At 69.7% G+C, this 15,048-nt stretch carries 9 protein-coding genes and 1 pseudogene; 7 read left to right on the top strand and 3 right to left on the bottom strand.

Going from position 1 to position 15,048, the window contains the following annotated elements:
* Positions 1 to 1,103: 1,103 nt before the first annotated feature.
* From G3I60_RS20360 to G3I60_RS20370, 3 genes and pseudogenes are all read left to right on the top strand, one after another.
* Positions 1,104 to 1,958, top strand: a complete 855-nt coding sequence (locus G3I60_RS20360; protein ID WP_164297718.1) for a hypothetical protein — start codon at positions 1,104 to 1,106, stop codon at positions 1,956 to 1,958.
* 759 nt (positions 1,959 to 2,717) lie between these two features.
* A pseudogene (locus tag G3I60_RS20365) lies at positions 2,718 to 3,027 on the top strand (3-phenylpropionate dioxygenase); the annotation flags it as partial.
* A gap of 190 nt (positions 3,028 to 3,217) precedes the next feature.
* Entirely contained in the window at positions 3,218 to 3,367 is a 150-nt protein-coding gene (locus G3I60_RS20370) for a hypothetical protein (protein ID WP_164297720.1), read from the top strand.
* Positions 3,368 to 5,521: 2,154 nt separating this feature from the next.
* Here the strand turns inward: G3I60_RS20370 and G3I60_RS20375 are convergent.
* Together G3I60_RS20375 and G3I60_RS20380 are read right to left on the bottom strand one after the other, a co-directional pair.
* Positions 5,522 to 7,297 carry a HAMP domain-containing sensor histidine kinase gene (locus G3I60_RS20375; RefSeq protein WP_164297722.1) on the bottom strand — a complete coding sequence of 592 codons (1,776 nt, stop codon included), beginning with the start codon at positions 7,295 to 7,297 and terminating at the stop codon, positions 5,522 to 5,524.
* 1 nt (position 7,298) lies between these two features.
* Entirely contained in the window at positions 7,299 to 8,006 is a 708-nt protein-coding gene (locus tag G3I60_RS20380) for a response regulator transcription factor (protein ID WP_164297724.1), read from the bottom strand.
* Between the two features lie 344 nt (positions 8,007 to 8,350).
* On the opposite strand from G3I60_RS20380, the gene G3I60_RS20385 reads away from it, so the two are divergent.
* From G3I60_RS20385 to G3I60_RS20400, 4 genes are all read left to right on the top strand, one after another.
* Positions 8,351 to 9,718 (top strand): HlyD family secretion protein, encoded by a 1,368-nt coding sequence (locus G3I60_RS20385; protein ID WP_239070035.1) that lies wholly within the window; start codon positions 8,351 to 8,353, stop codon positions 9,716 to 9,718.
* A 5-nt stretch (positions 9,719 to 9,723) separates the two neighbouring features.
* Positions 9,724 to 10,443: an ABC transporter ATP-binding protein gene (locus G3I60_RS20390; RefSeq protein WP_138352069.1), complete on the top strand. Its 720-nt coding sequence runs from the start codon at positions 9,724 to 9,726 to the stop codon at positions 10,441 to 10,443.
* Entirely contained in the window at positions 10,440 to 11,717 is a 1,278-nt protein-coding gene (locus tag G3I60_RS20395) for an ABC transporter permease (RefSeq protein WP_343241809.1), read from the top strand. The genes G3I60_RS20390 and G3I60_RS20395 overlap by 4 nt, the downstream gene beginning before the upstream one ends.
* A 101-nt stretch (positions 11,718 to 11,818) precedes the next feature.
* Positions 11,819 to 12,403: a hypothetical protein gene (locus tag G3I60_RS20400; RefSeq protein ID WP_164297726.1), complete on the top strand. Its 585-nt coding sequence runs from the start codon at positions 11,819 to 11,821 to the stop codon at positions 12,401 to 12,403.
* A gap of 345 nt (positions 12,404 to 12,748) precedes the next feature.
* Here G3I60_RS20400 and G3I60_RS20405 read toward each other — a convergent pair whose 3' ends face one another.
* The gene (locus tag G3I60_RS20405) at positions 12,749 to 14,581 is read right to left on the bottom strand and encodes an adenylyl cyclase (RefSeq protein WP_343241810.1); all 1,833 of its coding nucleotides are present in this window, start codon (positions 14,579 to 14,581) and stop codon (positions 12,749 to 12,751) included.
* Between the last annotated feature and the right edge of the window lie 467 nt (positions 14,582 to 15,048).

A 15,048-nucleotide genomic window follows, 5' to 3' on the forward strand; every position in this document is an offset into this window, starting at 1 on the left:
GCGCCAAGCTGAAACGACTGGTCAAACTCGACGTCCTCACCGAGGTCGACACCGGCATCTTCATCCGCAAGCAATAGCCCTATCCCGTCTCACCCAGAACCGGACATCAACTCACGAACCGCCCTCTGACAAGGCGCTCCGCACCGGCGGACCAGTGACTGGGCCAGCGAAGGTGCCGCCCGTTGAACCACTGCTCGTGCCGTGATCCCCGGCAACCGGAAGGACGGTGACACCCTCAGCGGTGTGCTGTTGCGCCTCAGGCACGCTCTCTCGACAACCCGTAGGTGCCGCTCCAGCGGGCGTCGGACGGCCATCTGGCTCGCCCCTGACAGTAAGGGGGGATTCACCCGGAAGGTACGGAGCTACGGGAGGCTGCAGACGCCGGCCGACAGCCGCCCCGTGGGGCGGCCGGGCGTTGCGTGTACGTGAAGGGAGGGGCTGTCGGAGGCCACCGCCGGACATGCGGCGGGATTCGGCGGCATCTCGAAGGCCGGCGTCTCCATCGCGCGCAGGCTGCTCCACCCCGAACGGACGACCGGACCGCAAGGTATGAAGCGCATGAGAATTCCCGGCCGAGTCTTAGCCGATGGCACGCACCGATCGGAAGCGGCCCACTGAGCGCTGAAGCGGAGCGCTCTCGTGACAGGTGCTGACCCGCTCGTGTGCGAGCCGCTCCGGGTGCGGCCGCGTCGCTCTTCGGCGGCACTTGTGTGATGGCGCTGCCGGGCACCACGGCGAACCGATATCGCTCGACTGCCGGTGATCCACACCCGCGTCGCCCACGGTGACTTCAGCCCGCCCCCATGTGGCTCCCGCCCCTGCCGGCGCGTCATGTCGCGCCGGGGCACCCACCGCACGGACTGGACCCTCCTTGTCGCTCCAGCACCCGCCGTTCCCCGGAAGAGGAGAGACACGCCCGTCATGCCCGCACAGCATCATCCCTGGCTGCGCGGCAGCACCGGCAAGCGCAACGGGCGGGATGCCTGGGTGCCTCGATCGACCCCAGCGGACCGATTCCGCACGTGCCGGGCCACGGCAACCCCTGGCTCGACACGTGGTTCTGCACCAACCCCATCTCTACTGAGACGAAGGTCTGAAAAGCCATGAAGAAGTTCCTCGTACTCCTCGGGGCACTCGCCCTGGCCACCGCCAGTGGAACGGCGACCGCTGTCGCCTCCTGCTCCCCTTCCTCCGACAGATGGACCGAGACCGGCGTCTCGTACGTCAACTCGCAGGACGGTGGGCAGGGCCTGGCGTCCTGGAGCAACCACAGCCTGCTGTTCCGGGGCGGCGGCTCCATCCCCCAGGACCTCAGAGACCAGGGCTGGACCCACATCGGCGACCCGGAGATCGCCCGCCAGCACATCTTCGACGCCTACCAGGGCAATGGCGGTGCGACAGCCAAGATGTTCGCCGTCACCACCCCGGGCGGGAAGCGCCTCGTCTACACGCATCAGCTCCAAGGCGACGAGCGGATGAACAACTCCTTCGCCGCCGTTTCCCCCGACGCGCAGTGGCTGGTCTCGGGCGAGTGGGACCAGCAGGACCGACTCCTGGTCTTTCCCGCACCGGTCTTCAACACCCGGGCCCCCGCGGGTGGCGGCGAGCTTCCCGAGGCAGGCCGGATCTCCCTGGACCACCCCGTACGGGACATCCAGGGCTGCGACTTCGTCTCGGCGAGGCGCCTGGTGTGCGCCTCCGACGACAGCACCCTGTCGCTGTGGCCGGTGGAGCGCCCGCTGTTCCAGGTGGACCTCGGCCGTGCGCTCGACGGCAAGCCCGTCACTGGCCACGTCTCCGTCATCCTCCCGCTCCCGCAGCGCTCCGCCTGCGCGGGAACCGGGTTCGAGACCGAAGGAGTGGACTACGACGCCCGCACTCGCACCCTGCGGGTCGAGATGATCCCGCCCGGCGAGTGCGCCGCCTCCACCGCCGTCTACACATATCGCGCCCGCTGACGCTGTTCTCGGGCCCGGTTTTCGGACCCGGGCCGGGTCGGGCAGCGGACTGCCCGGCCCGGCCCCGCCCACGAAGGCAGGTCCCCAACTCACAGGTCGATTCTCTGCGGGCACCTGGGGACCGGCCCTACCCAAGGCGCAATTTGCCGAGCCGGGACGCCCTGTCCGCGGAATCCGTGCCCACCCCGAAAGCCCACCTGCGTAGGAGGAGATCTGTGTTCGAGCCGGCGGCTGACGAAGCCGAATCGCCCATGATGCAGGCCTTCCATAACCTGCCCGAACTATCGCAGAGAATCCTGTTGCACACCCTCGGGAGACGAGCCGGACTCACGACACCCCTACCGGAACTGAGCCCCGACACAGCGGACCCCCGTCCGCTCGAGCCCTCGGTGGCCTCTACGAGGCGTACCTCCGTACCTATGCCGCGCAGGCCCCCAGCCGGGACTGCCGTCACCTGGTCGCCGTGCTGAACGACAACGTCAAATACGGAGTCTTCCCTCGATCCCAGGACTTCGACCAGCATGCGGCTGCATGCGAAAGCTGCTTCCTGGTCCGGACCGAGATCATTGCGATCTACGCAGCGTGCCACACCCTCCTGTCCAATGCGTTGTTGGTGCGAACGAGCAACGAGCACTCTCTCCCGCCCGGCCCGCATGGACCGCGCCCCGCTCCACCGACCTCGCCGTGCGCAAAGCCAGGACCGCGGTTCTTTCCGGACGTCCCACCGGCGATGGGACCAGTGCACCCAGGCAGGCGGCCCCGTCGGCCGGCGCCGGCGGACCGTTCGGGATCGTGGGCATGATCTGCCGGTGTACGAGCAGCGCACCAGGGTCTTCTTCTGGCGCTATCGCCGGGTCGAGGACTGGCAGCGGGCGCCCTGGCGCTTCCTGTACAAGACGCTGATCGAGAAGCGCCATTGGGAGGTCCTGGAGCAGGACCGGGTGATGCTGGAGGCCGTGCCGGCCGACGCCGACCAGAGGGAGAATCTGTACCAGCCGACCTGGGAGTGGTGCGGCTGCGCCGGCTGTACTGTGCGGCGGCCGAGGCCCAGTCGTCGGTGAGCGCCTGAGAGCAGTCCACGACGGACCGGCGCGGCGGATCCGGCCGCAGGCCGGGCCCGCCGACCCTCATAGGCGTCGGCCTGCGCCCGACTGGGCAGACCTCTCACCGCATCCGTTGACCTGGGGCGTTGGCCAACGCCGTCTCCGCCGAGCTGGAAGAGAGCTTGCAGGTCGCCGGACCACGAGGCGGTGCCGGACATGACCTCGACCGGTCCGGTTGCGGTCCGCATCCGGGTCAGCAACCACGCCGGCGCGACGGTCCAGGTCCGGCTGCCGTGTGACAACGTCCTGCGGTCGAACGAGATCGACCGGCTCCTGGGCTTCTCCGCGGACTGCAGCGACAGATGAGAAAAGTTCCGACGGGATGCGTATGGCTGGGCAACTGAACGATTTTGTGCGGACGTTGTCCGCCGGAGTATCGAGGAAGGGGCATGTTCGATCGTTCAGATGCCTATCTGATCGCCAGAGACGCGTCGGTTGCCCGTACCCGGTCACTGCGGACGTGTCGGCTGAGGAGGACTGTGATGCGAACCGACCCCATCGAACCGCGGGAAGAATACCTTTCGGAGCCCGACCGGGGCCGTTCGATCACGGAGGCTTTCCATGACGTTCTGGACGCCCTGGGCGCCGCACGCGCCGAGCTGCGCACATCCGATATCTTTCTGCAACACAGCCTGAGTGGGCCCGCGTTGGGGACGAGTCCGCAGTCCACGCCCCTGCCCCACACCGTGTGGCGGGACGACCACGGCCGCAGTCGCCCGCCGTCTCTGACCGATGGCGCGGCCGCCGAGTCGTCGCGCGAATCTGCTTCCGGCGTCGAGAACTGGGATGCGTTCCGGCCGCGGAAGCAGACGAGCCCAGCGTCCGGGGAGCGCACCACTGTTTCGGAAGCACACGCCGTACGACCACTGTGGGCTCGTGGGACACAACTTCAGGACACCATCTCTGCGGGTGCCGTAGGAGCATCCGAGCGCGCGGACCGGGCGAGCGGGTCAAATCGGGGCAGTTGGCCCTCGCGTCGCGCTTCCGTCCCTCTCCGGTCGGCCTGGGACATGCCTCCCACAGACGAGGCAGTCCAGTGGGACCGAAGGGGGGACGCGCCTCGATCGAGCATCAACACCCCGCACCAGAATCTCACTGCTCCCGGCAGGGGGGCCGAAGACCACGCACTGCAGGAGGCCGGCATTCCGTTGGCACGGCCGAGTCGGCGCCGGACCTCAGGTCCGTTCAGCAGGCCAACACGATCCGTGGGCAGGACCGGCAAGCTTACGGGAGCCTGCGGGATCGGTGTGATAGGAAGTCTCGTTGTCGTCGGTTGGATGCTGAGCAGTGGCGGCACGTCATCATCACCATCCTCGCTGCCCTCGGATGACCCGAGCCCACAGCTTCCCGGCACTGGCGGACACGCTGGGACGCCGAACCCGGGCGATACCGCGGCGCCGTTCCCCCGCACACCCACTCCGGGGGAACAGCAAAGGCACTCGTTCTCACAAACCCAGCACAATGGCTACCAGCCTGCCGGCCGCTACGGCATCACGATCCAGTCGGCTTCGGCCAGATTCCAGGATCCGATGGACTCCGGTCGGCTTGGCCAGGTCTGCCGGCCTGACTCTCAGAGCGATTCGCAGCCCGCAGGTCTCCCTTCGCCTCCATCGGCTGCCAACACCGCGCCGACATCCGCGCCGACATCCGCGCCGACATCCGCTCCCTCCGCTCCCGCGACTCCATCGCCGCGCCACCAAACAGGCGAAGTCGGGACTCCGAGCCAAGCCGCCACACCTGCCTACCACAAGCCATCGGAGCCGAAGGCGGAGACGACGCAGGCGAACACCGCTCCCGGGCAAGGGCCGGGGACACCGGTCAGTCATGAGAGCAGGAGCAGTGACGAACACGTCGGTGCGGGTCGGCAGGACCCAACTCCGCAGACGGGCACGGCACAGCAGAGCGAGGGCGTCGAGCCCGTCGAATCACACCGACAGGGCTGGTCCGCGCGTCCGGCACCCTCACCGGAGCCTTCCGGCGGGACGGGGGCGTGGGCAACGAACGGAGCCGTTCCGGGCTGAGTCGGGCCTGCTGGACGAGGGCCGCGGGATGTGCGCCCCGCCTGGCTCCACGAGCCCGACCGCCCGTACGCGCCGCCACTCGCTGATGGCCGCGACGAGGACGGTCGCCTCGTCGCGGCCGCGATTTCGTCGCACCTTGTGCCACGGGCGGGTGCTTCCTGAGGCGGTTGATGCCGCACTCGATCGCGTGCCGAGCCTTGTCATTCTGCGGGTCGAACTTCGGCGGCCGGCCGCCGCTGCCGTAGTGGCCGCGATCACCCCATCCGGACGGGCGGATTGAGGTGCGCCGCATATTGAGCCTGCGGCATCCCACGTCTGCTCTCACGCCACGGCCAGGTCCAGGACCGTGATGCCGGCAGCGCGGTAACGCGCTCAGCCGATCGGATCCGTTCGAAGGACCCCCACCGAACCTCCTGAGGGCTGTCCCACAACCCCGCTTCTACCGTGGCACCCGGACCGTGAAGACGGAGCCGAGGCCGGGAGCGCTCGTCACCGACACTGTTCCGTCGTGCGCCTCGGTCAGCTTGCGGGTGATGGCCAGGCCCAGGCCGCTGCCGCCGGTCTGCCGGGTGCGGGACTTGTCCGCACGCCAGAACCGGTCGAAGACATGCGGCAGATCTGCCGGGTCGATGCCACTCCCGGAGTCGGCGATTTCCATGAGCAGTTCGTCGCCCTCCACACGGGATCGCAGCACGACGCGGCCCCCCTTCGGTGTGTGCCTGATCGCGTTGGAGACGAGGTTGCTGATCACTTGACGCAGTCGCACCGGGTCGGCGTACACCTCCAACTGCTCTGCGGCGTCGATGAACAGCGCGACGCCTGCCGGGCCGGCGGCCCCGTGATGGGCCGCTGCCACCTGCTCCAGTACCTGACGGACCTGGAGCCCTTCACGGTGCAGTACGAGGCTTCCGGCTTCGGCCGCGGCGAGGTCGCGCAGGTCGTCGATGATGTGGTGGAGCAGCATCGCCTCGTCCAGCAGAAGGGCGAGCAGATGGTGGTCGGCCGGTGTGAGACCGTCCTGGGCCGCCTCCAGCCAGCTGCGGATGTTGGTCAGCGGGGTGCGCAGCTCGTGCGCCACGTCGCTGACCATGGCTCTGCGTTGCCGTTCCAGGGTCTCCCTGCGATCGGCGAGGTCGTTGAAGGCCACGGCGACACGTCCGATCTCGTCCTGGGTCAGCACCGGGACCCGCACCGCCTCGTCGGCCGGGCGCTGGGCCGCCGCGATCAAGGCGCGCAGCGGGCGGACCAGCCGGAGGCCCAGCAGGACGGTCACGGCGCAGGCGACGGTGAGGACGATGCCCGCGGCGCCCGAGATCCGAAGGGTGTTCGCCGCCGACAGTTCGATGGAGGTTCCGCCCGGATTTCCGCGATCGGAGACGAACAGCAGAACGGGGGGCGAGACGTAGGGGCGGAGTTGCTGTCGGCGACCGTCGTTCACGCACTCCTGTGCGGCGCGGTCCGAGTTCTCCTTGTCGCTGTTCCCGCGGAAGCGCCAGGAGAAGTCAGGGAACACCTCGACAGGTGGTCTGGCCTGCTGTCGCAGACACTCCGAGGCCAGTTCGCCGACCTGGGTGAGCGGCAGTTCCTCCGATCCGAACGGCAGCTTGAGCAGGTCGATACCGCAGTCCTTCGCCAGCTTCGCCCGGCTGTCGGCTTCGGGCCCGGTGAGCTGGATCGTGAAACGTCTGCTGGGCAGGAGGACGGCCTTGGCGGCGATCTGCCTGGAGGTCAGGCAGTCGGTGATCTTGCGCACTCTCAACCGTTCCTGGTCCTGCTCCTTTTGTTCCAGGAGAAAGGGGCCGACCGCGCGCGGGTCGATGGGGCCGTCGCTCTCCTGGGACAGGACCGGGTCGAGTCGCAGCGGGTCGATGGAGGCGGATGGCTTGTCCGGAAGGCGGACAGTCGATTCCGAGCTCGCGATGCGGGTACGGGCGGAGGTCGTGAGGGTGATCGCCCTGCCGGTTCCCGCTGCCAGCTCGCGGACCAGTCCCTGAACCCCGCCCCAGTCGGTGTGGGTGGCCGAGTAGCCGATCAGGGCGTCGTAGATGCGGGCGTCGGCCTTCGACGACCGGCCCTGCTCCGTGTTGATCGCTCGTGTGGTGGTGGTGACGGCGAGCCAGGTGGTCGCGGCCACCGAGCAGATCGCGACCAGCAGGGATGCGAAGAGCAGCCGGGCGAAGAGGCTGGTGTGCAGCGGTACCCCGAAGCGGCCCACGTCATCGCCTGCTGGGGTCGGGTCCTGCGGTCAGCTTGTAGCCGACGCCGTAGACGGTCACCAGGTGAACGGGGCGGCGCGGGTCGGGCTCCAGCTTCTTGCGCAGGTTCATTATGTACATGTCGACGGTGCGATCGGTCGAGGAGACGTCCCAGCCCCGGGTGCGCTCCAGGAGTTGCTTGCGGGTGAACACCCGGCCGGGCTCGGCTGCCATGGCCGACAGGATCGTGAACTCGCCACGGGTGCAGGTGACGAGTTCTCCGGATGGCGCCCGCACTTCGTGGCGGAGCGGGTTCACCGTGATCGCGCCCACTTTCAGGACTCCGTCGTCCGGGGGCGCGGCGCGTTCGACCCGTCGCAGCAGGGTCCGGATCCTGGCCATCAACTCGCGTGGGCTGTAGGGCTTGGTCATGTAGTCGTCGGCACCGAGGTCGAGACCGATCAGCAGGTCCTCCTCGGTGGAGCTGGCGGTCAGTATCAGTACCGGCATGGCGGACTCCTGGCGCAGGATCCGGCACACGTCGAGGCCGTCGACCTTCGGCATCATCACGTCCAGCAGGAGCAGGTCCGGCCGGAGCCGCCGGGCGGCGTCGATCGCCGAGCGCCCGTCGTGCACGACCACCGCGCTGTGGCCTTCCGACTCCAGGTACATCCGCAGTACCTGTGCCTGCCTGACGTCGTCTTCCGCGACCAGGATCTGTGCGCTCATGGCGGCGACTATATGCAGGTGCTCCGGGCGGACGAACGATTCTGACAATCTGAATACATTGTGCTGAAGGCGCCCTGAATCCGGTCCGGCATCGTCGAGCCCATACCCGGAGCCGGGCCCCGGCCCGACTCCGACCACCTGGGACCGCGTGATGCGTCCGTGCACCCGGTGGCAGTGTCCGCGTCACTCTGGGAGTCGTCTTCAATGATCCACGACATCGTTCAAGCCGCCGCGCCGCCCGTGTGGCGTCCCGTCCGGGGCCGCACCCGCGCGACGGACGAGGGCCGGCGTTCCGGCGGCGCGGCAGGAGTGCCTCTTGGCCCCATCGCCGCGGGGTTCTCGCGGTGACCCGCCCGGAGGTGGAACCCGCCACCGGAACGGAGGAGGACCCCACCACCATCGGCGCCAGTGCGCCAGGGAGCCGGCGCCGCCGTGTCCGGATCGTCGCCGCCGTGCTGATGACGGGGCTGGCGGGGGCCGGAATCGCGGTGGGTGTGCCGTGGGGGGAAGGCGGCAATTCCACACCGTCCAAGGCGGATCCGTCGGCGGGTACGGTCAAGGTCGTCCGGATGGATCTCTCCGACAGCCGGTCCCTCGACGGAACGCTCGGCTACGGCAAACCGCAGACCGTCAAGGGGGCGGGGGGCGGCATCGTGACATGGCTGGCCCCCGGTGGGAGCACAGTGGCCCAGGGCCAGGTGCTCTATCGGGTCGACGACCGCGCGGTGCCGGTCTTCTACGGCGCCGTGCCGCTCTACCGGCGCCTCGCGGGCCAGAACACGGTCGGGCGGGATGTGAAAGTGATCGCCGAGAACCTGCGGGCCCTGCGGTACGACATCGGGGTCCAGCCCTCGCCAGGACAGGTCGTCACCGTGACCGCTCCGGCGGACGGTACGGCATCGGCGGGCGGCGGGCCGGACGCGGCGCCGGACGGGACCGCCTCGGCCAAGCCCTCACCCGCCCCCGGCAAGGGGACACCCAGTGGCGGAAGCCCGGCCCCCCGGCCGTCCGCGACCGGCCGCGGCGGGGCCACGACCGGGACGGGGCCGACCGGAAGCCCCGGTACGGTCACGCAGGTGCGCGTCAAGTCCGGGGACGGCGTACTCACCCGGGCTCTGGTGGCCGCGATCAAGCGCTGGCAGACCGCCCAAGGAGTGCCGTCCACCGGTGTGATCGAGCCCGGTGACGTAGCGGTGCTCAGCGGTGCGGTCCGTGTGGAGAGTGCCGCTGCCCAGGTGGGCGACCCGGTCGCCGCACCGCTGTTGAAGGTGACCTCGACAGCCAAGGCCGTGACCGTGCCGGTGGACGCCTCCCAGGCGGGCTCCATCAAACGCGCCGACCCGGTGACCGTGAAACTCCCCGACGGCACCTCGACCGCCGGCAAGGTGACCGACATCGGCACCGATGCCGAGCAGTCGGCGAACGGGAACGGCGGACCGGCGAAGGTCACGGTCACGGTCTCGTTCACCGACCCAGGCAAGGTGAAGAAGCTCGACTCGGGGCCGGTCCAGGTGGAGTTCGTCTCCGAGATGCGGCCCGGAGTGCTCGCCGTTCCGGTCGCCGCGTTGCTCGCGCTCCGCGAAGGCGGCTACGGGCTGCGCACCGCCGACGGACGGACGGTCGCGGTGAAGACCGGCCTGATCGCCAAGGGGATGGCCGAGATCAGCGGGGACGGGATCGCCGGGGGCACCCAGGTGGTGACGTCGTCGTGACGGCCCTGGGCACATCGGTACTGTCGGTCCGCGACGCCGCGGTCGAGTACCCCGGCGGGGTCAGCGCGCTGGCCGGGGTCTCCCTGGAGATACAGGACGGCGAACTGCTCGCCATCGTCGGCCCGTCCGGCTCCGGCAAGTCCACGCTGCTGAACATCATGGGCACCCTCGACCGGCCGACCCGCGGCAGTGTCGTTATCGCCGGCCAGGACGTCACCACGCTGCCGGACCGGCAGCTGTCCGCGCTGCGGGGACGCTGGCTCGGCTTCGTCTTCCAGCAGTTCCACCTGTCCGAGGGGCTGACCGCCACCGAGAACGTGGCCACCGGCCTGCTCTACGCCGGGGTGCCGAGGAAGCGGCGCCGCCCGCTCGCGCTCGCCGCGCTGGAGCGGGTCGGACTGGCCCACCGGGCCGGTCACCGGCCGCATCAGCTCTCCGGCGGCGAACGGCAGCGGGTGGCCATCGCGCGGGCTCTCGTCCACGAGCCCACGCTCGTTCTCGCGGACGAGCCGACCGGCGCGCTGGACACCGTTAACGGGCGCGCCGTGCTGGAACTGCTCACCCAGCTCAATGAGGAGGGGACCACGATCGCGCTCATCACCCACGACCGGGACATCGCCGCGCGACTGCCGCGGCGGGTGGAGATCCAGGACGGCCGCATCGTCACCGACACCGCCGACGGCCCCTGCACCGCTGACCCGGACACCATCGGGGTCGCGCCGTGAAGCCGACCCCACGGCGCGGCTCGATGCGCGACCTGCCGACGAGCCCGCGCAAGCGCTCCGCGACCACCCCGCTGCACCGGCCCGTCCGGCTCTCGCCCGCCGATCTGCTGCGGCTCGGGCTGATCGGCATCCACACCCGGCGGATGCGGGCGGCGCTGTCCGCCCTCGGCATCTCCATCGGCATCGCCACCATGATCGTGGTCACCGGCATCCCGGCCTCCAGCCAGAAGGCCCTGGACGCGGAGCTGACCGCGCTGGGCACCGACAGGTTGCAGGCGGTCGCTGACAGCCAAGCCTCGAACGGCCGGCCGGTCGCGTTCCCCGCCGAGTCGGTCGCGATGGTCAGACGCATCGGTCCCGTGAAGGCCGTGACCGCCGTGGCCAACACCCATGCCGTGGTGCGCCGCACCGACCGGCAGGGCCCGCTGGACGCCTCAGGACTGACCGTGCTCGCAGCCCAGTCCAACCTCCTGGACCTGGTCAACGCGCAGGTCCGCTCCGGCCGCTACCTCTCCGAGGCCACCGGGACGATTCCCACCGCCGTGCTCGGCACGGTCGCGGCGGCCCGGCTGGGCTTCCCCGATCCGCGCCCCGGTGAGAGCCCGCCGCTCGTACTGATCAACGACCGGTGGTTCAGCGTGATCGGGATCCTGCGGACCGTCCCGCTGGCCCCGGAGATCGACCGCGCCGTCATGATCGGCTGGGAGTCCGCCCACACCGCGCTCGGCTTCGACCGCCGCCCGACGCAGCTGTTCATCCAGGCGCAGGAGGCGGCGATCGAAGACGTGCACGCGGTACTCCCCGCCACGATCGACCCGCTCTCCCCGAGCCAGGTACTGGTCAGCAGACCGTCGGACGCCCTGGCCGCGAAGCGCTCCACCGAGGCCACCTTCTCCGGGCTGTTCATCGGCCTGGCCGGTGTCGCGCTGCTGGTCGGCGGTATCGGTGTCGCCAACACCATGGTGATCTCCGTCCTGGAACGCCGCCGCGAGATCGGACTACGCCGCGCGCTGGGCGCCAACCGGGGTCAGATCCGCAGTCAGTTCCTCACCGAGTCCATCGTGCTGTCCGGTCTCGGCGGCCTTGCCGGGATCATTTTCGGAGTGCTCGGCACCATCGGCTACGCGGCATACGAGGACTGGCCGCCGGTCGTCCCGCTCCCCGCGGTGAGCGCCGGGCTCTGCGGCGCGGTACTCGTCGGAATCGTCGCCGGCGTCTATCCGGCCGTCCGCGCCTCCCGGCTGTCCCCGACCGCGGCTCTGGCCTCGGCATGACACCGCGCCCCCGCGGCCTGCCCGCGCGGCAGCCGCCCGGGCACCACATATCCCCACCGCACCCCTATGGATTCATCGAACACACCGGAGAGGATCACACCATGCACACTGCCGATGCGCCCCCTTCACCAGGCGCCGCGCGCTTGCTCGCAACCGTCGCCGCGCTCACCTCGATAGGCCTGCTCGGGGCATGCGGTGGCGGGGCGGAATCGACCGAGGAGGCGCGCGACACGGCCGTCGCCAGCGTAGCCGTCCCCAACAAGGCGCCGTCGGCGTCGTCATCGCCATCGGCGCAGACCGAGCGGCCCCTCATCAGGCCCGACACATCCGAGGAGGAGTCGGACCGGGTGAACCAGGTATGGATGGACTGCCTGGCCAGGAAAGGGCTCACGATGTTGAAGAATTCGGACGGCACCTGGAAAGGGCCGTTGCGCCAGGACGCGGCGTACGCGGAAGCCCAGAAGACCTGCGGCAGCAAGGAGCCTGAACTCCTGGAAATGCGGGCCGCCAGAGAGGATCCGGAATTCCGGGAGAAAGCGGACCGCTGGGTGAGTTGCCTGCGCTCCCACAACGTCAAAGCCACCGTCCAGGACGACGGATTGCTCGCGTTCGACGACTCAAGCGTGAACGACAACGCGTTCACATGGGCCAAGAAGTGCGAGGCCGAAGCGTTCCTCGCGAAGTAGCCGCCGGGCCGCTCCGCGGCACGGGCGGCCTCTGCCGGTAGGGCGGTGGCCGCCATTCGGCACGATGCGGTGGCAGGGCCCTCAGGCGCTGCCGCGCTGCCCATCCGTCGCCGCTCCCGGCACGTCCAGCTCGATATCGTCGTGGCCATTGAGGCCGGAAGACGGAGTGGCTGTGGCTGACGGCGCGATCGTGGTCCCCTGTGGCGATCGGCCGGACCAGAGCCCTGCGACGCGATCCATGGGGAGCGATTGACCTACGTCAGCCCCGAACCGCCCCCCGCCGCCAGCGCGGGAGGGCCCCTTCGAGGAGCCCGCCCGCGGCGTTCGTTGGCGCGATGAAGGGCGTCAGACGACGCTCTCGCCGTTGCTGTACGCCTTCATGTTGTATGTCCCGAAGCCGTTCTGGACGGGGTCGCCGGCGTTGTTGATGCAGTGCACGATGCCGCCACCGCCCGCGCCGTTGAGGCAGACGGTCATCAGGTCGGTGAAGACGACGCCGGGCGAATCGGGGACCTCATAGGCGCGGTCGGTGTAGATGTCCGCGTTGAGGTTGAAGAAGCAGTAGCTGCCCAGACCCCAGGCGTGGTGCTCCCTGACCCGGTCGGCGACCTTGTAGGCGGCGTAGCCCTTGGTGGAGCCGTGCACCCAGGCGCTCTGGGTGGGCACGTCGTACGGGTGCTCGTTCTGGAAGAAGTACGTGCGGCCGTGGTCGCCGTTCCACAGCACTTCGTACTTCTGGTAATGCTCCACGAACAGCCCGTACGTGGTGACGTGGTCGCCGTTGACCAGGAAGCCGGTGTCGGCGGGGTTGACCGCCCAGCCGACCGTGTCGTCCAGGCCGTGGTCGGCGCGCCACAGCCACAGGTGGTCGCAGAAGACGTCGTTGCTGTCGATCTGCACGCTGACGCCGGCGCCGCCGGCGATGGCGCCGCCGATCCGGGCGAAGACGTCGAAGAGCGCGGTGGGGTCGGAGTCGTGGCGGCGCCGGCTGCGCTCCTTGCCGACCCGCAGCAGCACCGGGGTGTGCGCCGAGGCCGCCTCGACGAGCACACCGGCGACGGTGACGCCGCTCACGTCGGCGACCTCGATGAGCGTATTGCCGTGTGTCGAGCGCAGCGTGGTGTAGCCCAGGCCCAGCACGACCGTGCCGGGGCGGGTGACGCGGATCGTCGAGGACAGGTTGTAGATGCCGGGGGTGAACAGCAGGTGCTGCCCGTGTTCCAGCGCGCGGTTGATCTCGGCGGCGGAGTCGCCGGGCCTGGCCACGAAGAAGCGGGACAGTGCGATGGTGCGGCCCGCGGCCGGTCCGCTCGCCCAGGTGGTGCCGGTGGAGTTACGTCGCAGCGCGGGCACGAAGACCTGGTAGGAGCCGTGCCGGTCCACGGTCAGGAACGGCTTCTCGCGGACGACCGGGGTGCGGTCGATGGTGGTGTGGGGCGGCGTCGGGAAGGACTGGGCGGGTGCGCCCTGGACGCCGACGAAGACCATGTTCCAGTTGGCGCCGGTCCAGCTGCCGATGGTGTCGTTGCGGGACAGCCACTGCTGCTGCGAGCCGGACTCGACATAGCCGTCCACCACGCTGTCGGCCAGGTAGCCGCCGCTGGACCACCGGTTGCCGGGCGGGCTCGGCCACAGGGTGGCGTTGCCCTTGATGTGGACCCGGCGCAGCGGGCACGCCTGGGCGACGGCCCAGCGGTTGAGGCCGTCCGGCGGCACGATGGTCAGGTTCTCCGCGGCGCGCCAGAAGTTCTGCGTGCCGTTGCCCTCGAACCACTGGGCGTCGACCGTGACATGACCGTTGATCACCACGTCGCCGGGGGCGGCGCCGAGGCCGAGGACGTGGGTGTAGAAGCCGACGTTGATGTCGACGTTGTAAGTGCCAGGCCGGAAGGCCAAGGCGAAGCGCTCGCTGCCGAACTGGTTGGACTCCTGGAGGGCGAACACGGCGTCGACCTTGGCCTGGATCGCGGCGTCGCCCATGGACGGGTCGAAGACCAGGACGTTCGGGCCGAGTGCGGCGGCGCCGTGACCGTAAACGTTTCCGGGCTCGTGCGACGACGAGGCGGACGCGGACGACGACGCGAATGCCGATCCGGCGGAGATGCCGCCGGCCAGCGGTATCGCAGCGGCGACGGCAGCGCCGCGCAGCACGGTACGGCGAGTGGGAATGACAGACACAGCTCTCCCTGGACGTGGTGGATGGGGCGGCCGCGGCTGGTCCCTCAGCCGCGGGAGAGCGCTCTCAGGCTGGAAGTGAATCACCGTGGGTATGCAGCGTCAATAGGCGGGCAGCCGCCTGAGTTCCGGGAGTTGGCGGTCGGCCAGCGACAACTATTCGGCGCCCAGGACCGACCGGGCGGGCTGCAGCAGTGGGTGAACTTCGGGCTCTCTCGGCCTCCGCCCAAGTCTACGTGGCAATCGGGGACTTCGCCGGGCGTCCTGCCGTGGGAGGGCGAATTCGTCTCCCCCCAGGGCATGCGGTTCCATCCGGACCCAGGCGACGGTGAGACCCCAGGCTCGAGGCGGCAGCGATCACCAGGACAGACGACACCGCCAGGACGGGCCCGCCGGTCATGACCGCGCGAGGTCCGTCGTGGTCCACGATTCTGCCGATCGGGATGCCGGCCGGCTGCGGCGAGACGAGG

It is taken from the genome of Streptomyces sp. SID13666, from assembly GCF_010548325.1.
Lineage (GTDB): Bacteria > Actinomycetota > Actinomycetes > Streptomycetales > Streptomycetaceae > Actinacidiphila > Actinacidiphila fildesensis.

Bases quoted from the DNA above. Each gene is read 5' to 3' on its own strand.
- G3I60_RS20360 (WP_164297718.1), top strand. From the start codon at position 1,104: ATGAAGAAGTTCCTCGTACTCCTCGGGGCACTCGCCCTGGCCACCGCC.
- G3I60_RS20370 (WP_164297720.1), top strand. From the start codon at position 3,218: ATGACCTCGACCGGTCCGGTTGCGGTCCGCATCCGGGTCAGCAACCAC.
- G3I60_RS20380 (WP_164297724.1), bottom strand. From the start codon at position 8,006: ATGAGCGCACAGATCCTGGTCGCGGAAGACGACGTCAGGCAGGCACAG.
- G3I60_RS20400 (WP_164297726.1), top strand. From the start codon at position 11,819: ATGCACACTGCCGATGCGCCCCCTTCACCAGGCGCCGCGCGCTTGCTC.